We start from the raw sequence: 19,534 nt of genomic DNA on the forward strand, positions 1-19,534 counted from the left end.
TCAAATTGCGTTTACGAAAAAAGTTCGTGAAGTATTAGCTAATGATAGTAAAGTATACGACCCACGTAAAATTATCGGCCCAGGACGTGAAGCCATTAAAGAAACTGTGATTACAAAAATGCGTGAATTCGGTTCTTCAGGCAAAGCGTGATCATGAGAGAATAGTTTTAAGGTACGAATTTTTATAAACCTAAATTCGGACTTATACTAAAATACTAAAACTATTCATCAAGATGTTCTAAATAAATGGAAAGACTACTTCCTTGTAACAAAACTGTATATAGGAAGTAGTCTTTTTTATGCATTAACGGTATAAATAATTTTTTACGCTCTAATGAGTCTATTACTTAGAGTAATATCTTTCAAATTGCTAAGATTTATCGTGTTCACGTGTAAAAACGCTTATTTTATTCTAAATTAATAGATTAATTAAACTGAATTTACTATAATAGAATTGTTGAAAACGCTTTTCTGGAAAAATAACAGGAGGGGGATTATTCATGGAATATCGTATCGAACGTGATACTATGGGTGAAGTTAAAGTTCCGGCAAACAAATATTGGGGTGCACAAACGCAGCGTAGTTTGCAAAATTTTGCGATTAGCACTGAAACAATGCCAGAAGAGTTAATTAAAGCATTTGCAATATTAAAAAGAAGCTGTGCGATTGTTAATAATAAGTTAGGTAAATTGCATGATGATAAAGCAAAGGCCATTGTAACGGTAGCTGATGAAATTATTGAAGGAAAACATAGTGGTGAGTTTCCATTAAAAATTTGGCAAACAGGAAGCGGTACACAATCCAACATGAACTTAAATGAAGTGATTGCTAACCGTGGAAATCAACTTTTAAAGGAATGGGGTTCTGACCAGAAATTACACCCAAACGATGATGTGAACATGGGTCAGAGTTCTAACGATACATTCCCAACCGCCATGCATGTAGCTACAACAAGCTATGTTGAAAATACTTTGCTACCAGAAGTTCTAAGATTTAAAGGAACATTAGAAAGAAAAGCTGAAGAATTTAAAGATATTGTTAAAATTGGTAGAACACACTTACAGGATGCAACACCACTAACACTTGGCCAAGAAATTAGTGGTTGGGTACATATGCTTGATCGTGATATTGAATTCATTAAAGAAAGTACAGATAAAATGAAAGCATTAGCTATTGGGGGTACAGCTGTAGGTACTGGAATCAACACTCACCCTGAGTTTGGCGCGATGGTATCCGAAGAAATTAAACAGCTTACAGGTATTGACTTCTATTCTTCAGAAAATAAATTCCATGCATTAACAAGCCACGACGAAGTAGTTTATGCTCATGGTGCATTGAAGGCATTAGCAGCAGATGTCATGAAGATTGCTAATGACGTTCGTTGGTTAGCGTCTGGCCCACGTAGTGGAATTGGTGAGATTACCATTCCTGAAAATGAGCCAGGATCTTCCATTATGCCAGGTAAGGTAAACCCTACACAAAGTGAAGCATTAACCATGATAGCTGTTCAAGTGATGGGTAATGATGCAACAATAGGATTTGCTGCGAGCCAAGGTAATTTTGAACTAAACGTCTTTAAACCAGTTATTCTTTATAACTTCTTGCAAAGCGCAAGATTACTTGCTGATGGAATTCGTTCCTTCAATGATAATTGTGCAGTTGGTATCGAACCAAATCGTGAAAAAATTGAAAAATTTTTAAAAGATTCTTTAATGCTTGTTACAGCATTAAATCCTCATATCGGTTATGAAAATGCTGCAAAAATTGCAAAGAAGGCTCATAAAGAAGGAACAACATTGAAAGAAGCTGCTCTTGAACTTGGCTTGTTAACAAGTGAAGAGTTCGATCAATATGTAAGACCGGAAGAAATGGTTCATCCGAATGCATAGTCTGTCATTTACGATGTTAGTCCTCTTATATGGTGTGAATCATGTGGGAGGGCTTTTTTTTGTGCGGAAAAACTTAAATTTGTTATTTTGATAATCGATTATATAGTTTCAAATTCAGGTTTTAATAATTTAAATGAGAATTCTATTCTTATATATGCTCGCGGACAAAAGAAGGAAGATTCAGAAGAGAATTGTCTTCGAGAGAAGGCTTTATGGACAAAAGTACTTCAGAAAATTTACCAAGTCGAATAAATGATGCTACTATTAGACAAAAAATTGAAGAGTGCATATGCTCCACATTCAATTCAGAGTTATGAAAGATGTGGATTCTTTTACAAGAGACTTATTTACAATTAATGAACTTGCTTTAACATTATTTCAAAATGTATCAACAGACATTGAATATGGATACATCACTGAATTATTGTGAACAGTTTTTTACTAAAATGAATCTCCGTCATATAGTTGGAAAAAATTAGTGTAAAGTTTAATGAAAAACAGACTTGACCAACTGAAAGATTCATTTTACAATAAAAAATAATTTCCTTCATATATCCTCGATAATATGGTTCGAGAGTTTCTACCAGGCTACCGTAAATAGCCTGACTATGAAGGCGGTTTTCTACTTTACACAGTACGAACGATTATGTAATGTTTTAATAGTTATCTTGTTGACATGTGTAAAACTAGAACGCTGCCTTTATGGTAGTATTCTAGTTTTTTTATTATTTATTAAAACATTATTGTACAAATGCTTTATATTAGGTAAAGATATACATATAAAAGTTTCATTTTTTTGAATGGAATAATATAAAGAGGTGAATAGTTTGACACAACAATCAAAGAACCAAGAAATGATTATAGTTTTGGATTTTGGAAGTCAGTTCAATCAATTAATTACTCGACGGATTCGTGAGTTCGGTGTATATAGTGAGTTACATCCTCATACAATTTCCGCAGAAGAAATAAAAAAAATGAATGTTAAAGGGATTATTTTTTCTGGCGGACCAAACAGTGTTTATGATGAAAATGCATTTACATGCGATGAAAAAATCTTTGAATTAGGTATACCAATTTTTGGTATTTGTTATGGAATGCAACTTTTGGCTAAACATTTTGGAGGAAAAGTAGAACAAGCGAAACATCGTGAATATGGCAAAGCGGAAATCAATGTAGGAACGAATGCAACATTGTTCCGCAATTTACCGGAACAACAAGTTGTCTGGATGAGTCACGGTGACCTTGTGACAGAAGTTCCAGAAGGTTTTAGTATTGATGCAAAAAGTCCATCGTGCCCAATAACGGCAATGAGTAATGAAGTTGAAAATTTATATGGTGTTCAATTTCATCCAGAAGTTCGCCATTCTGTCTATGGAAATGATATATTGAAAAATTTTGTGTTTAATGTTTGTGGTTGTGAAGCAAATTGGACAATGGAGCATTTTATTGATGTACAAATTGAACAAATCAGAAAAACAGTTGGAGATAAAAAAGTTTTATGTGCGTTAAGTGGTGGAGTAGACTCTTCTGTTGTGGCTGTTCTCATTCATAAAGCCATTGGTGACCAATTAACATGTATGTTTGTTGACCATGGTTTGCTACGAAAAGGTGAAGCAGAAAGTGTAATGGAGACTTTCGCTGAAAAATTCCAAATGAATGTAATTAAAATTGATGCGAAAAAACGTTTCTTAGATAAATTAGCAGGTGTTACAGATCCAGAACAGAAACGTAAAATCATCGGTAATGAATTTATTTATGTTTTTAATGATGAGTCAGCAAAATTAGCAGGCATTGAATTTCTTGCTCAAGGAACGCTTTACACGGACATCATTGAAAGTGGAACGGCAACGGCACAAACAATTAAATCACATCATAATGTCGGTGGACTACCTGAAGATATGGAATTTGAGCTGATTGAACCGTTAAAAACTTTATTTAAAGATGAAGTTCGTGAACTTGGATCTGCTCTTGGAATTCCGGATGAAATTGTTTGGCGACAACCATTCCCAGGTCCAGGTCTTGGTATTCGGATTATAGGTGATGTTACAGAGGAAAAACTTGAAATTGTTCGGGAATCAGATTATATTTTACGGGAAGAAATTAAAAATGCTGGTTTAGACCGTGAAATTTGGCAGTACTTTACTGTGCTTACAAATATACGTAGTGTAGGTGTAATGGGTGATGCCCGGACATATGATTATACAGTTGGCATTCGTGCCGTTCAATCTATTGATGGAATGACTGCCGATTGGGCAAAGATCCCATGGGATGTTTTAGAGAAAATTTCCAGTAGAATTGTGAATGAAGTTCCCCATGTGAATCGGGTCGTTTACGATATTACAAGTAAACCACCTGCAACAATTGAATGGGAATAATAGAATCTGTTCAAAGATTGCCTGTTTCAGTGTCAAACGCTTGAAACAGGCATTTTACGGATATTATAGATAAATAAACAAAAAATTCAAGGGATTTTAACATTAAACACGAACAAGATTTATTTTTTTAAAAAAAATATTCGTATTTTGTATTGACGTTTTTGTTTTTTATTGATACTATGTATTTGTAATAATTAAATATTTTTTTCTCGTATAATTACAGGGATATGGCCTGTGAGTTTCTACCGAGCTACCGTAAATAGCTTGACTACGAGAGGTACTTGGATTGTAAGGATTTTTTTATTTTCTTATAAACCTATACCTTTCGTAAAGCTCTGTGGAAACATGAGCTTTTTTCTTTTTTTAGAAGTATTTTTCCATTCTTGGAATGCTTCGAATGTAATGTAAACACATTATAGAAAGGTAAGGGGAACTTTCATGAAAAAGTACTTTGAGTTTGATAAACTTGGAACAGATTATAGAACTGAGATTATTGCAGGTTTAACCACGTTCTTATCAATGGCTTATATATTAGCTGTTAACCCAATGATCTTATCAGAAACAGGTATGGATTGGGGGGCTATTTTTACCGCTACATGTCTTGCGGCAGCTTTAGGTACATTAGTAATGGGAATTGTGGCCAAGTACCCTGTCGCTCTAGCACCAGGTATGGGTCTTAACACGGCATTTACATTCACGGCGGTTTTAGGTATGGGAATACCTTGGGAAACAGCATTATCTGGTGTTCTCGTTTCTGGTGTTATTTTAGTTATTCTTACATTAACTGGTATTCGAGAAATTGTAATTAATGCAATTCCTGAAAATTTAAAACTTGCCGTGGGAGCGGGGATTGGTTTATTCATTGCATTTATTGGTTTAAAAAATGCTGGAATCGTAACTGGTGAAGCTTTACTTGGTGATTTATCAAATTCACAAACCTTGTTAGCGATCTTTGGATTAGTCGTAACCATTTTATTTCTAGTTCGTGGTGTGAAAGCTGGAATCTTCTACGGGATGGTTATTACTGCTATAGTTGGAATGATCTTTGGGTTAGTTCCATTTCCTGATTCAATTGTTTCAGCACCGCCAAGTATAGAACCAACATTTGGTCAAGCGATTGTGAACTTAGGGAATATTTTCACATTAGACGTTTTAATCGTTATTTTAACTTTCATGTTTATTGACTTCTTTGATACAGCAGGAACATTAGTAGCGGTTGCAAGTGAAGCAAAAATTATGGAAAATGGAAAACTACCAAGGGCAGGAAGAGCTCTAGCTTCAGATTCTTCAGGAACTGTCATTGGTGCGATCTTAGGGACATCTAGTACAACATCTTATGTTGAATCTACAGCCGGAGTTGGTGCTGGTGGTAAATCTGGTTTTACAGCAGTGGTTGTTTCTATCTTGTTTTTTATCGCATTATTCTTCTCACCTGTTTTAAGTATTGTAACAAGTGCAGTAACATCACCTGCATTAATTATTGTTGGTATCTTGATGGCTGTTCAATTGAAAGGAATAGAATGGGAGAACTTTGAAACTGCTGTACCTGCTTTCTTTACGTTCTTAATGATGCCACTTACTGGTAGTATTGCAACAGGGATTGCCGTAGGGTTTGTTTTCTATCCGATTACCATGTTAGTTAAAGGTCGTGCAAAAGAAATCCATCCGGTTATGTATGTACTCGGTATATTATTCATCTTATACTTCATATTTGAAACGATCGTATAGACGTTAAGGCTGTCTTTTTGGGACGGCCTTTTTATATGATGATATAATTCGGAATAAATGATCCTTTTTCCTATATTTTTGGGATAAAATATAAATAACAAGTAACTTGGAGGTATTCATAATGGGTAAAAAGAAGAATAAAGTTCGTTTTGAGCTTCAAGAAAATGAAACAATTGATGAATGTTTAAATCGTATGAAACAAGAGGGCTATGTTCCGGTTGGGAAATATGAAAAGCCGATTTTTAAAGAAGTGATAAAAGAGGATGGGAAGGTTGCGTATGAACCGATAAGACAGCAAATTGTATTTGAAGGTAAATTAATGAACGACAAATAAAATGTATTGTATTTTGTAACACCAGATATTTTATTCAAAAAGGATTATCATTGTTAGAATGTAACTAGTAACTATTAAAAATGGAAGTGTAGTGGACGGTTTTCAGAAATGTCAAACCTTCTTTAGTGCTTTAATAAATAAAGTGTGTTATACTTTATACGAATTATGAAACTTTGTTCAATTTGCTACATTCGTTCAGCTTTTGAGATAGATAAAAAATAAGAACAAAAAGGTGAAGGTGAATGGTTGAGTCGAAGTATCGCTGGAGAAATCGAGAATTGAGGGAACAAGTAGAAGTACTGGATGGAAAAAGATCACCTACTATTTTATTAAAAAACGCAACATATTTAAATGCTATTTTTAAAAAATGGCTGCAGGCTAATATTTGGATTTACAATGATCGGATAGTCTATGTTGGAGAAAAGCTGCCTGACAAAGTCGACCAAACTTGTGAGGTTGTTGATTGTAAAAATAGTTTACTCGTACCAGGGTATATTGAACCCCATGCCCATCCATTCCAACTATACAATCCAGTAAGTTTTGCACAATATGCATCTAAATTTGGAACAACAGTTTTAATCAATGATAACTTACAGCTCTGTTTATTTACCAATAAAAAGAAAGCGTTTTCTTTTATTGATGATTTGAAATCGCTTCCAACAACATTGTATTGGTGGGGAAGATTAGATAGTCAAACAGAAATTATAGATGAGGAAGTCGTTTTCTCAAATGCTTCAGTTAAGAAATGGCTTGAACATGAATCAGTCATACAAGCCGGAGAATTAACAGGTTGGCCCAAGCTATTAGAGGGTGATGATTTAAAACTTTACTGGATTCAAGAAGCGAAAAGATTGAATAAAAAAGTGGAAGGACATTTTCCAGGGGCATCGGAAAAAACGTTGGCAAAGTTAAAGCTTCTTGGAGCAGATAGCGATCATGAGTCTATTAATGGTAAAGAAGTTATGAGAAGATTATTACAAGGCTACATGGTTGGATTAAGACATTCATCAATACGTCCAGATTTACCACAAATACTTGAAGAGTTAAAAGAGGAAAATATTCCGAATTACAGTCAATTGATGTTAACAACAGATGGATCAACTCCATCTTTTTATGAAAACGGGGTTATGGATCATCTAATAAAAATTTGCATTGAGCATGGGATATCAGCTATTGAAGCATATTTAATGACAACATTAAATCCTGCAAAATATTTTAATCTTGAACATTTACATGGTCAAATTGCGACGGGAAGGGTAGCAGATATTAATTTTATCACATCAGAAGATAATCCAACACCGGTTTCCGTTTTAGCAAAGGGGAAATGGGTGAAAAGAGATGGAAAAGAGTTAGATAATCGATACCAAATAAATATGGATCAATATGGGTTTCAACCACTGACCATTGATTGGAATTTAAATAATGAAGATCTACAATATTCAATGCCAGTTGGAATCAGTTTAGATAGCTCTGTTATTACAAAACCGTATTCAATCACGACCGATTTATATCGGGATAAACTGGATGATGATGTTGACGAGTGTTTCTTTACGTATATTCAACGCAATGGGGAACTTCGAATCAACACTGTTTTGAAAGGGTTCGCAAAAAATCTTGATGGCCTTGCTACCACATTTACAAATACAGGTGATATACTATTAATTGGTAAAAATAAAAAAGATATGTGTACAGCTTTCGAACGTATGAAGGAGATAGGTGGCGGTATTGTTATTTCTAAAAATGGTAATATTATTTACGAATTACCATTGACATTTAGTGGGCATTCAAGTGAATTAGATTTTGAATCGTTAATTGAGAAAGATAAAGAATTTAAAAAAATCATGACCAAATTTGGTTATCGGTTTAATGACCCAATATATACTTTATTGTTTTTGACATCGACACATTTACCGTATATACGATTAACTCCGTTAGGGTTATTTGATGTTATGCAAAAAAAAGTTTTGTTCCCTGCTATAATGCGTTAAAATAGTAAAGAGCATGTGGTAGTCAAACAATGAAATGAGGTTTACTTGTGTATAAACAGCGGTATTGGAAAGTCATGACGATGTTTATGATTATTTTTCTTTTAGTCAGTTGTAATAAAAACGCTGAACCAAAACCTGAACCTGTTGAAAATATAGAACAAGATACAGTGGGTGAAAAATCACCAGGATATTTATATCACTATCCTTTAACTGGTGAGCCTATTGAAGTCGAACCAACAAATCGTGCTATTAGTGTCATGGTTAATAATCACCCGGCTGCTAGACCCCAATCTGGTTTAAATAAGGCCGATCTTGTTTTTGAAGCACTAGCAGAAGGTGGAATTACGAGATTATTAGCCGTCTTTCAAAGTGAATTCTCTAAAAAAGTGGGCCCTGTCCGTAGTGCTCGTCCTTATTATATTGAATTAGCAAAGGGATTAAATGCTATATATATTTTTCACGGTTGGAGTCCGGAAGCACAAGAAATTATTCAATCAGGGTATATTGACCATTTAAATGGTTTGTATTATGATGGTACTCTGTTTAATAGAGTTACCTTTAGAAAGGCTCCACACAATTCCTATATTTCCTTTGAAAATATTAGAAAAGGTGCAAAACAAAACGGTTATTCAATGGAGGGCGCTCCGAAAAGTTATAAGTTTTTAGCTGAAGATGACCAGGTAGAAGGAAAGCTACAAAAGGACATTACGATTTCTTATTCAAACCAAAATTTTGAAGTTCGCTATGAATATGATTCATCTATAAAGAAATATAAGCGGTTTTCAGGTGATGTGCAAACTGTAGATTATGATACGAATGATCCCGTATTATTAAATAATATCTTTATAGTACAAATGGATCATTTCGTTATTGATGATTCGGGTAGAAGGAAAATTGATCTTACATCCGGAGGTAAAGCTTTATTGTTGCAAGAAGGAAAAATGCGGGAAGTTTCATGGAAAAATGTAGACGGAAGAATTGTCCCGTATTTCAATGGTGTAGAAATCCGACTCGTTCCAGGAAAGACATGGATTAACATCGTGCCAAATATTGATAAAATGGTAAACTTCTAACAATAAACTTATAACATTCATTGAAGTAGATATTTGAAGATTAATTATTAACAATGGGAGGCAGTCACTTTGCAAATTGAAAAGTTAAGAGGAAGAGAATTAGACCAGTTATTTGAAGCCATTTTAACTTTGAATGATTTAGATGAGTGTTATCGATTCTTTGATGATTTATGTACAATAAATGAAATACAGTCGTTAGCCCAACGTTTAGAAGTGGCAAGACTATTACAAAAGGGAAGAAAATATCATGAGATTGAAAAAGAAACTGGTGCATCAACAGCTACCATTTCCCGTGTAAAACGTTGCTTAAACTATGGCAATGATGCTTATAAAATGGTCTTAGAACGTTTAGAAGAACAAACTCCGCCAGAGACAAATGAGAAAGAAATGAATGTTTAAGATTGGTATAATGGAAACAAAGTGTGAAAATCCCTTCTACAGTTAAACACTGTATAAAGGGATTTTTTCAATTTTTGAGTTGCTATAAGGAATATAAAAAACATGTATTTTGTTGTAAGTCCTATTTTTACTAGTCATAATTGAATGGTATAATTGAGAAATGGAATATATATTGGAGGAAGATTCATGCTAAATATTCGGGAATGGGAACATGTTTTTAAATTAGATCCGAATAAGGAAATAGATGATACATCGTTAGAAAAAATTTGTGAATCAGGTACGGATGCCATTATCATCGGTGGAACAGACGGTGTAACACTTGAAAAAGTATTAAATTTAATGTCAAGGGTACGTCGTTATACAGTACCTTGTGCCTTGGAAGTATCACACATCGAGGCCATTACTCCAGGATTTGACTTGTACTTTATTCCGACAGTACTAAATAGTCCGAAACGAGAGTGGATTTTAGGGAACCATCATGAGGCTATAAAGGAATTCGTTCATATGATTGACTGGAAAGAAATGGTAGTTGAAGGGTATTGTATTTTAAATGAAAATAGTAAAGTAGCCCAGTTAACTGAGGCTAATTGTGATTTAACAATAGACGATATTGAAGCATATGCACTAATGGCAGAGAAGATGTTTCATCTACCTGTTTTTTATATTGAATACAGCGGTACATACGGTGATCCAAAAGTTGTAAAACATGTGAAAAATGTACTAGAGGAAACGCAGATTTTCTATGGTGGTGGAATAAAGACGCTTGAACAAGCAAAAGAAATGAAACAGTATGCGGATTGCATTGTTGTAGGAAATATTATTTATGAAAATTTAAAAGAAGCATTACGGACGGTTAAAGTAGTAAAAAATCTTGAAAATAATATAGAAAAGTGAAAATTAACGGTATAATGAATGTAATAACAGGAACAAATGTTCTTGATAAAAGGGTGATAAATTGTGCAATACTTGAAGGATCGGCTTTTAAATGGATTAAATAATCAACAGCAGTTAGCGGTTAAAACAACAGATGGACCACTATTAATTATGGCAGGTGCAGGTAGTGGGAAAACGAGAGTTCTAACTCATCGAATCGCCTATATTTTAGTAGAAAAAGCTGTTAACCCGTACAATATATTAGCTATTACATTTACAAATAAAGCAGCAAGAGAAATGAAAGAACGGATTAATGGTATTTTAGGTGGGGCTGCTGAAGATATTTGGATCTCAACTTTTCACTCGATGTGTGTAAGGATCTTACGGAGAGATATTGACCGAATCGGTATTAATCGTAACTTTACCATTCTTGATTCATCCGACCAGTTGTCGGTTATAAAAGGAATCTTAAAAGATAAAAATCTTGATCCGAAAAAATTTGATCCTCGTGGTATTTTAGGTTCAATCAGTCATGCGAAAAATGAACTTAAAAGTGCGAGTGATGTTTCCAAATATGCTGGAGATTATTTTCAAAGAATTGTTAGTGAAGTATATGAGGAATATGAAAAACGTCTATTAAAAAATCATTCCCTCGATTTTGATGACCTTATAATGAAAACAATTCAATTGTTTGAACGGGTTCCGGAAGTGCTTGAGTATTATCAAAATAAATTTCAATATATTCATGTTGATGAGTATCAAGATACAAATAAAGCGCAATATATACTAGTTAAATTATTGGCAGAAAAGTTTAGAAACCTTTGTGTTGTTGGTGATTCTGACCAATCCATTTATGGATGGCGTGGTGCGGATATTTCGAATATTTTATCCTTCGAGAAAGATTATCCGGATGCCAAAGTCATATTACTTGAGCAAAACTATCGTTCAACCAAAACGATTTTACAAGCAGCCAATGGCGTTATCTCAAACAATATGAAACGAAAACCGAAAAAATTATGGACTGAAAATGATGCAGGGGATAAAATCTGTTACTATCGTGCTGATACCGAACAAGATGAAGCGATGTTTGTAACGGGGAAAATTCAAGATCTTGTAAAAAAGAAAAACAGAAAATATAGTGATATTGCTATTCTTTATCGGACAAATGCGCAATCTCGTGCATTAGAAGAAGTGTTAGTGAAATCAAATATTCCATACAATATTGTCGGTGGTACAAAGTTCTATGATCGTAAAGAAATTAGAGATTTGCTTGCTTATTTACGATTAGTGTCCAATCCAGATGATGATATTAGCTTAACGCGAGTTATAAATGTGCCAAAACGAGGTATTGGTGCTACGTCTGTCGAACGCATCGCTCAATTTGCCGCCCAACATGATATGTCGATGTATGAAGCGATAGGTGACGCGGTTTTAATAGGATTATCTGGAAAAGCTCTGAAAGCTTGTGAAGAATTTTATCAATTAATTACTGATTTAAACCAAATGCAGGATTATTTATCTGTAACGGAGTTAACTGAAGAAGTGATTAAACGTTCTGGTTATCGTGAAATGTTAGAAGGAGAAAAAACACTAGAGGCGGCCAGTCGACTTGAGAATATTGAGGAATTTTTAACCGTTACAAAAAACTTTGAAGAGCAAAATGATGATAAAACGTTAGTTGCCTTTCTAACGGATTTAGCGTTAATTGCTGATATTGATCAAATGGATAAAGAGGACACAAGTAACGATTCAGTTGTTCTAATGACGCTACATTCTGCGAAAGGATTGGAGTTTCCAGTCGTTTTCTTAATCGGTTTGGAAGAAGGTGTTTTTCCGCATTCTCGCAGCTTAATGGAAGAGTCCGAAATGGAGGAAGAACGTCGCCTCGCCTATGTGGGGATCACGCGAGCTGAGGAAGAATTGTATATCACAAATGCACAAATGCGGACTTTATTTGGACGTAGAAATATGAATCCACCATCCCGTTTTATTGACGAAATTCCAGAAGAATTAATCGATTATGAAAATGAACAATTGAAAAAAGAACGGAAATCGGCATTTCGTATAAATTCAACTGGAACAAGACAAACACGATCGGTCCAAACAAGTATGAATCGACCTGTGTTTACGACGACAGGTGGAGAAAGTATGGATTGGAAAGCCGGCGACAAAGCTGTTCATAAAAAATGGGGGATTGGTACTGTAGTTAGTGTACGTGGTGAAGGTGAAAATATGGAACTTGATATTGCCTTTCCAAGTCCTGTTGGAATTAAACGCCTCCTAGCGAAATTTGCACCGATTGAAAAACAATAAAATAAGATTCGGATAATTCTTTGTAATAGTACACGTTGCGGCTCATTACTAAAATGTTTAATAAACGACGATCATTTTTGGATTGAGCACAATTTTTACGTAGAAAATGAAAATAGCCTAAAACTTTAATAATCGTATAGGTGATTCTTATGGATATGAAACAAGCAGAAAAAAGAATAAAAGAATTGCAAGAAGTATTAACACAATATGGTTATGAATATTATGTGTTAGACAAACCGACGATATCAGACCATGAATATGATCAATTATTACGAGAGCTGATATCATTAGAAAATCAATTTCCACAATTTATAACACCAGATTCACCAACACAACGGGTCGGTGGTGCAGTATTAGAAGGTTTTAAAAAGGTCGAACATCGTGTTCCGATGCTTAGCCTTAGCAATGCTTTTAACGAACAGGATTTACGTGATTTTGACAGAAGAGTAAGACAAGCACTGGGAGAAGACTACGAATATGTATGTGAATTAAAAATTGATGGACTAGCAATTTCTTTGCGTTATGAAAATGGGAAATTTGTTCAAGGTGCAACACGTGGTGACGGTACCGTTGGTGAAGATATTACAGTCAATTTAAGAACGGTTAAGTCGATCCCATTAAAATTAAAGGAAAATGTTACGATTGAAGTGCGTGGCGAATGTTTTATGCCGAAAAAGTCCTTTGTTGAATTGAATAGACAAAGAGAGGCAAAAGGTGAAGAGTTATTTGCTAATCCACGAAATGCAGCAGCAGGTTCCCTTCGTCAACTAGATCCAAAAATAGCGGCATCAAGAAATTTAGATGTCTTTTTATATTCGATAGGTGAAAATCATGTATCTCACATTGAAAAACATAGTGAGTTTCTGGATTACCTTGATCAAATTGGTTTAAAAACAAATAAAGAAAGGAAAGTCTGTCCTACGCTTGATGATGTATTAAAATATGTTGAGGAATGGGAAAGCAAACGGCCAGAATTACCATATGAAATTGATGGGATTGTTATAAAAGTTGACCGATTTGATCAACAGAAAAAATTAGGTTATACCGTCAAGTCTCCACGTTGGGCTATAGCATATAAATTCCCAGCAGAAGAAGTTGAAACAAAACTTATTGATGTTGAATTAAGTGTTGGAAGAACAGGTGTGGTGACACCGACCGCAATTTTAGAGCCTGTTCGTGTGGCAGGAACGACTGTTCAACGTGCTTCCTTACATAATGAGGATTTAATTAAAGAAAAAGATATTCGTGTGGGTGACTTTGTCATTATTAAAAAAGCAGGAGATATTATTCCAGAAGTTGTTCGTCCTTTACCTGAAAAACGGACTGGTGAGGAGCAGCCTTTTGCGATGCCAGAACAATGTCCAGAATGTGGCAGTGAATTAGTGCGCTTAGATGAGGAAGTTGCTCTACGTTGTATAAATCCGAAATGTCCTGCACAAATACGCGAAGGTCTAATTCACTTTGTATCAAGAAATGCAATGAATATTGACGGGTTAGGCGAAAAAGTGATTACGCAACTATTCGATAAGAATCTTGTATCTAATGTTGCCGATCTTTATAAACTTAAATATGACCAGTTAATTGCATTAGAAAGAATGGGTGATAAATCCGTTAACAATTTGTTAAGCGCCATTGAAGCATCCAAAGATAATTCATTAGAACGATTATTATTCGGTTTAGGGATTCGACATGTCGGAGCGAAGGCTGCTCGAATTTTAGCTGAACATTATGAACATATTGATCGATTAATGGCAGCGACTGAGGAAGAATTACAATCCATTAATGAGATCGGTGAGAAAATGGCAAACTCCATTGTGACTTACTTCCAATTACCTGAAGTCAAAGAATTGATTACGGAATTAAAAAACCTAGGGGTTAATGTCACATATAAAGGACCTAAAGTATCTAGAAGTGAACAAATAGAGTCTGCCGTAGCGGGTAAAACAATTGTATTAACTGGGAAGCTAGAAAGATACTCAAGAAGTAAAGCTAAAGAAAAACTTGAACAATTAGGTGCCAAAGTTACAGGTAGTGTTAGTAAGAATACAGATGTTGTGATAGCTGGAACAGATGCGGGTTCGAAACTGAAAAAAGCACAAGATCTCGGTATCGAAGTTTGGAATGAAGAACAGTTAGTTGAAGTACTAAATGATTAAAGAAAAGGAGGTGTAGGGGTGAGAAAGAAACTTTTATTGTTAAGTATACTCCTTATATTTGCCTTATCAGGATGTTTACCAAACTTAGATGCACAAGACGAGGTTGTTCAAGAAGAAAATAACAATAATAAAAACGAAGAAAAAGCGATCGTTCCGAAATATCAAATTTCCGAAGAATACTATCGTACGTTAACACCTTTTAGACCTTCAGGTGCAAGGGGGCAAGCTGCAAGTTACTTGAATTCAAGGTTTGATAGTGATGAATTTGAAGAGGGATTATTACGAATTTCACAAAAGAACTTCAGTACCGATCAATATATTTTCCAAGAAGGACAGTATTTAGACAGTGAAACGATTAATGAATGGTTAAGAAGTTTAAATCCAACTGAACCTGATGTAGATGACGGTGCGAGTATCGATGAGAAAAAAGAGGCTAAGGAAAATGCACCAAAATATCTAGCTCATATTTTAGAACAAAATTATCTTGTACAGGAAGATGATAAAGTTAAGTTAGAAGGAATTTCAATCGGATTAGCATTAAATTCTGTCTATTATTTTAATATTGAAGGAAATCGCTTCGAAACACCTATATCAAATAATACAATCGAAAAAGAAGGTAAACGGATTGCTGAAGAAGTTGTACAACTTATAAGGGGAGTTGAAGGTTTAGAAGAAGTACCGATTACGATCGGATTGTTTAAACAGCAAGCCAAAACTTCGATCATCCCCGGAAACTATTTTGCATATGCAACAGTCAAAAGTGGTAGTCGTTCATTGGAATGGAATAATGTGAATGAGAAGTATGTTCTATTCCCATCAAAACATGCGACTGATCAATATCGTGATGATGCGGAACGGTTTTCGCGTTTTAAAGAAGATATTAGTACATATTTTCCAAATCATAACGGGATTGTTGGTAGAGGATTGTATATTAATAATGAATTACAAAAAATATCCATCGATATTGATTTCCAATTTTATGGTAAGACGGAAGTTATCGGTTTTACTCAATATTTAGCTGGTTTAGCTGTTGAAGCTTATCCTGACTATGTCATTCTTGAGATCAATGTAAAATCAGTAGCTGGACAGGAAGCAATGATATTGAAAAAACCTGATATGAAAGAACCGTTTGTGCATATATATTAAGTTAAAAATGTTTGTCGGGATAAACAATTGATTTTATTTGAATTAAGAGAGTATGTAATAATATGAGTTTGATTACGTACTCTCTTTTTTTGCCGTTCATCTCTTGGGCTGTTTTTTAGATTTATAAAAAAGGGCATACAGGAGAAGGTTGAAGTGCAACTATTTTTATGTTGTTTGTAAAGGCACTTGTAACAGGGAACTCACGAGGGTGATTTTTCGTCTAAACAATAATAGTAGCAAATGGAATCAACATAAAAGAAATACCGAGCATAGACTGCCCGGCCATTATCAACTACTTTGCAGTTTGCTATTTCTTAACTATACACACGATTGACCGCTTTATAGCCAATATCTTTTCTGTAAAAAGTTTTATTCCAACTGTATTTCTTTAATTCATCATAAACTTTTTCTTGAGCTTCTTCTAAAGAAGGTGCTTTAACGGCAGTTAGAAATAATCGTCCACCATTTGCGATATATTTTCCTTCTTCATTTAAGCTAGTGCCAGCATGGAATACCTTTACAGGTTCAGTTACATTTTCTAAACCGGTTAATGCAAAGCCTTTTTCATAATTTTCCGGATAACCAGAAGCAGCAATAACAACGCCAAGCATAGCTTCTTTACTCCATTCAATCGAAGGTGTTTCACCATTCAATAAACGTAAAATAACCTCTACAAGATCAGATTTCATACGTGGTAAGACGACTTGTGTTTCTGGATCACCAAAACGCGCATTAAACTCAATTACTTTTGGACCTTCATTTGTTTGAATTAAACCAGCATATAGAATTCCTGTGAATGAACGACCCTCCTGTTTAAGTGCCTCGGTAACCGGTTGTAAAACTGTTCTAATAGCTGTTTGAACGATATCATCACTTATAAATGGTACAGGCGAATAAGCCCCCATCCCCCCGGTGTTTGGTCCTTGATCACCATCAAAGGCACGTTTATGATCTTGCGCAATTTCTAAAGGAAGTACAGTAGTTCCGTTTACAAGGGCCATTAGGGAAAACTCTTCGCCCTCTAAAAATTCTTCGATAACTACTTTTGATGCAGCATTGCCAAACTTATGATTAATAAAGTAATCTTCTAGGGCTGATAAAGCACTTTGTAATGTAGTTGCTACGATCACACCTTTACCGGATGCTAAACCGTCGGCTTTAAGGACAATAGGTGCACCCTTTTTGAGAACAAACGCTTTTGCTGATTCATAATCTGTAAATACTCCATATTTTGCTGTTGGAATTTTATATTTTTTCATTAAATCTTTAGCAAAGGACTTACTACCTTCAATCTCAGCTGCTAACTGACTTGGACCAAAAACGTTTAATCCGGCAGCTCGAAATTGATCAGAAACTCCAGCAAGGAGTGGGGCTTCTGGCCCGATAATCGTTAAACCGATATTTTCATCTTTTGCAAATTGAACTAATTCTTCATGATTGCTTTCATCAATGGCTACTGGTGTTGCACAATTGATCATTCCTGGATTTCCAGGTGCAACGAAAACTTTTTCTACAAGGGGACTTTCACTTACTTTTTGACAAATTGCATGTTCACGACCACCGCGGCCAACAACAAGAACTTTCATCTCATGTACACCTTCCTATGTTCGTGTGAAGATATCTTTTATTGCAAAAAGTCAGACATTTGAATGTTAGGTGTCAATACTGACACCTAACAATTTTGACTAAAAATTAATGTTTGAAATGACGAATACCTGTAAAGACCATGGCAATTCCGTATTCATCCGCTAATTTAATTGAGTCTTCATCACGGATGGATCCACCAGGTTGGATAATCGCTGTAATACCTGCTTTTGCTGCAGTTTCTACTGTATCATTAAATGGGAAGAAAGCATCTGATGCCAAAACGGCACCTTTCGCTTTATCTCCTGCTTGCTCTAAGGCTATATTTGCTGCACCAACCCGGTTCGTTTGACCGGCACCAACACCGTAAGTTTGATCTATTCCATTAACAACAATTGCGTTAGATTTTACATGTTTTACAACTTTCCAACCGAATTTCAATGCTTTCCATTCATCTTCAGTTGGTTTACGTTTTGTAGGAACTGTGACTTCAGCGTGATCTAAATTATAGCGATCATAATCTTGAACGAGCATGCCACCTTCAATTGAGGTAAAACGTAATTCCTTTTCATCTACTTCGCCAAATGGAACCGTTAGTAAGCGAATATTTTTTTTCTGAGTTAAAATATCGAATGCCTCTTTACTAAAAGAAGGAGCAATAATAATTTCTAAAAAGATTTCGTGTAATTTCTCAGCGGTTGCTTTGTCGACTTCTCGGTTTAGAGCAACAATACCACCAAAAATGGAAACTGGATCCGCTTCGAATGCCTTTGCATAGGCTTCAAAAATCGTTTTTCCTGTACCAACTCCACATGGATTCATATGCTTAATTGCAACTGCAGCGGGTTCGTCAAATTCATTAACAATCTGTAAAGCCGTTGCCGCATCATTAATATTGTTATAGGATAATTCTTTCCCGTGAAGTTGGGTAGCATTAGCTATAGAAAATTTCGAACCAAGTGGCTTTTTATAAAAAGCAGCCTTTTGATGTGGATTTTCACCGTAACGAAGAGATTGTTGTAACTCATAGGTTACTGTTAATTTTTCTGGCAGTTCTTCACCAGTTAAGTTCGTCATATATTCAGCAATCAATGAATCATAAGAAGCAGTGTGGCGGAATACTTTAGACGCAAGTTTTTGACGTGTTTTAAAGGTTGTATTCCCGTTATGCGAAATTTCATGAATGACTGTTTCATAATCAGCAGGATCAACAACAACAGTGACAAACTTATGGTTTTTTGCTGCTGAACGCAACATTGATGGTCCACCGATATCAATATTTTCTATTGCTTCCTCAACAGTGACGTTTGGCTTTTCGATTGTTTGTTTAAATGGATAAAGGTTGACACAAACAAGACTGATCGGTTGAATAGAAAGATCCGCTATTTGTCCTAAATGTTTTTCATCATCTAATTTCGCAAGTAATCCACCATGAATATGAGGGTGTAATGTTTTTACACGTCCATCAAGAATCTCTGGAAAGTTAGTCATTTCACTAATACCGGTAACTGGAATACCAGCTTCTTTAAGGACTTTGAAAGTTCCGCCTGTTGAAATAATTTCAAAATCGAGTTCGACTAGTTGTTTTGCAAAGTCAACAATACCTGTTTTATCAGATACGGAAATCAGTGCACGTTTTGCTATCAATGTAAAAGCCTCCTAGTTATAAAGTTGGA

At 35.0% G+C, this 19,534-nt stretch carries 15 protein-coding genes and 2 riboswitches; of the genes, 13 read left to right on the forward strand and 2 right to left on the reverse strand.

From position 1 onward, the window contains the following. The 13 genes from OEV82_RS07115 to OEV82_RS07175 form a co-directional block, all read left to right on the forward strand. Positions 1–151, forward strand: a 151-nt coding sequence (locus OEV82_RS07115) for a class II fructose-bisphosphate aldolase (RefSeq protein ID WP_263061470.1), incomplete at its 5' end; no start/stop codon positions are given. Positions 152–500: 349 nt separating this feature from the next. Continuing rightward, the gene (fumC, locus tag OEV82_RS07120) at positions 501–1,889 is read left to right on the forward strand and encodes a class II fumarate hydratase (RefSeq protein ID WP_173658924.1); all 1,389 of its coding nucleotides are present in this window, start codon (positions 501–503) and stop codon (positions 1,887–1,889) included. A gap of 289 nt (positions 1,890–2,178) precedes the next feature. Beyond that, the gene (locus OEV82_RS07125; protein ID WP_263061442.1) at positions 2,179–2,319 is read left to right on the forward strand and encodes a hypothetical protein; all 141 of its coding nucleotides are present in this window, start codon (positions 2,179–2,181) and stop codon (positions 2,317–2,319) included. A gap of 97 nt (positions 2,320–2,416) precedes the next feature. Further along, a riboswitch (purine riboswitch) is annotated at positions 2,417–2,518 on the forward strand. Between the two features lie 225 nt (positions 2,519–2,743). Next, positions 2,744–4,264: a glutamine-hydrolyzing GMP synthase gene (guaA, locus tag OEV82_RS07130; protein WP_263061471.1), complete on the forward strand. Its 1,521-nt coding sequence runs from the start codon at positions 2,744–2,746 to the stop codon at positions 4,262–4,264. A 189-nt stretch (positions 4,265–4,453) separates the two neighbouring features. Next, a riboswitch (purine riboswitch) is annotated at positions 4,454–4,555 on the forward strand. A gap of 147 nt (positions 4,556–4,702) precedes the next feature. Continuing rightward, positions 4,703–5,992 (forward strand): NCS2 family permease, encoded by a 1,290-nt coding sequence (locus OEV82_RS07135; protein ID WP_173658926.1) that lies wholly within the window; start codon positions 4,703–4,705, stop codon positions 5,990–5,992. Between the two features lie 121 nt (positions 5,993–6,113). Next, a complete protein-coding gene (locus OEV82_RS07140) occupies positions 6,114–6,326 on the forward strand; it encodes an NETI motif-containing protein (protein WP_173658928.1) in 213 nt (70 codons plus the stop codon). Between the two features lie 242 nt (positions 6,327–6,568). Next, positions 6,569–8,314 (forward strand): adenine deaminase C-terminal domain-containing protein, encoded by a 1,746-nt coding sequence (locus tag OEV82_RS07145; protein WP_263061443.1) that lies wholly within the window; start codon positions 6,569–6,571, stop codon positions 8,312–8,314. Positions 8,315–8,361: 47 nt separating this feature from the next. Next, positions 8,362–9,387, forward strand: coding sequence for a DUF3048 domain-containing protein (locus tag OEV82_RS07150; RefSeq protein ID WP_263061444.1), 1,026 nt, complete (start codon positions 8,362–8,364; stop codon positions 9,385–9,387). Between the two features lie 69 nt (positions 9,388–9,456). Beyond that, positions 9,457–9,786 carry a YerC/YecD family TrpR-related protein gene (locus tag OEV82_RS07155; RefSeq protein WP_173657962.1) on the forward strand — a complete coding sequence of 110 codons (330 nt, stop codon included), beginning with the start codon at positions 9,457–9,459 and terminating at the stop codon, positions 9,784–9,786. Between the two features lie 186 nt (positions 9,787–9,972). Continuing rightward, entirely contained in the window at positions 9,973–10,680 is a 708-nt protein-coding gene (pcrB, locus tag OEV82_RS07160; protein WP_173657961.1) for a heptaprenylglyceryl phosphate synthase, read from the forward strand. Between the two features lie 63 nt (positions 10,681–10,743). Next, a complete protein-coding gene (pcrA, locus tag OEV82_RS07165) occupies positions 10,744–12,972 on the forward strand; it encodes a DNA helicase PcrA (RefSeq protein WP_263061445.1) in 2,229 nt (742 codons plus the stop codon). 149 nt (positions 12,973–13,121) lie between these two features. Continuing rightward, the gene (gene ligA / locus OEV82_RS07170) at positions 13,122–15,128 is read left to right on the forward strand and encodes an NAD-dependent DNA ligase LigA (protein WP_263061446.1); all 2,007 of its coding nucleotides are present in this window, start codon (positions 13,122–13,124) and stop codon (positions 15,126–15,128) included. 18 nt (positions 15,129–15,146) lie between these two features. Further along, on the forward strand, positions 15,147–16,274 hold the full coding sequence (locus OEV82_RS07175) for a CamS family sex pheromone protein (RefSeq protein WP_263061447.1): 1,128 nt from the start codon (positions 15,147–15,149) through the stop codon (positions 16,272–16,274). A 314-nt stretch (positions 16,275–16,588) separates the two neighbouring features. Here the strand turns inward: OEV82_RS07175 and purD are convergent, their stop codons facing one another. Then, entirely contained in the window at positions 16,589–17,860 is a 1,272-nt protein-coding gene (gene purD / locus OEV82_RS07180; protein ID WP_263061448.1) for a phosphoribosylamine--glycine ligase, read from the reverse strand. Positions 17,861–17,966: 106 nt separating this feature from the next. After that, positions 17,967–19,502 (reverse strand): bifunctional phosphoribosylaminoimidazolecarboxamide formyltransferase/IMP cyclohydrolase, encoded by a 1,536-nt coding sequence (gene purH, locus OEV82_RS07185; protein ID WP_407672751.1) that lies wholly within the window; start codon positions 19,500–19,502, stop codon positions 17,967–17,969. Positions 19,503–19,534: the final 32 nt, after the last annotated feature.

Source organism: Pallidibacillus thermolactis (assembly GCF_025660415.1).
Lineage (GTDB): Bacteria > Bacillota > Bacilli > Bacillales > Caldibacillaceae > Pallidibacillus > Pallidibacillus thermolactis.

Excerpts from the sequence above, each read along its gene's own strand:
- purD (WP_263061448.1), bottom strand. The coding sequence starts at position 17,860 with ATGAAAGTTCTTGTTGTTGGCCGCGGTGGTCGTGAACATGCAATTTGT.
- fumC (WP_173658924.1), top strand. The coding sequence starts at position 501 with ATGGAATATCGTATCGAACGTGATACTATGGGTGAAGTTAAAGTTCCG.
- OEV82_RS07145 (WP_263061443.1), top strand. The coding sequence starts at position 6,569 with ATGGTTGAGTCGAAGTATCGCTGGAGAAATCGAGAATTGAGGGAACAA.
- pcrB (WP_173657961.1), top strand. The coding sequence starts at position 9,973 with ATGCTAAATATTCGGGAATGGGAACATGTTTTTAAATTAGATCCGAAT.
- OEV82_RS07125 (WP_263061442.1), top strand. The coding sequence starts at position 2,179 with ATGCTCCACATTCAATTCAGAGTTATGAAAGATGTGGATTCTTTTACA.
- OEV82_RS07135 (WP_173658926.1), top strand. The coding sequence starts at position 4,703 with ATGAAAAAGTACTTTGAGTTTGATAAACTTGGAACAGATTATAGAACT.
- ligA (WP_263061446.1), top strand. The coding sequence starts at position 13,122 with ATGGATATGAAACAAGCAGAAAAAAGAATAAAAGAATTGCAAGAAGTA.
- guaA (WP_263061471.1), top strand. The coding sequence starts at position 2,744 with ATGATTATAGTTTTGGATTTTGGAAGTCAGTTCAATCAATTAATTACT.
- OEV82_RS07140 (WP_173658928.1), top strand. The coding sequence starts at position 6,114 with ATGGGTAAAAAGAAGAATAAAGTTCGTTTTGAGCTTCAAGAAAATGAA.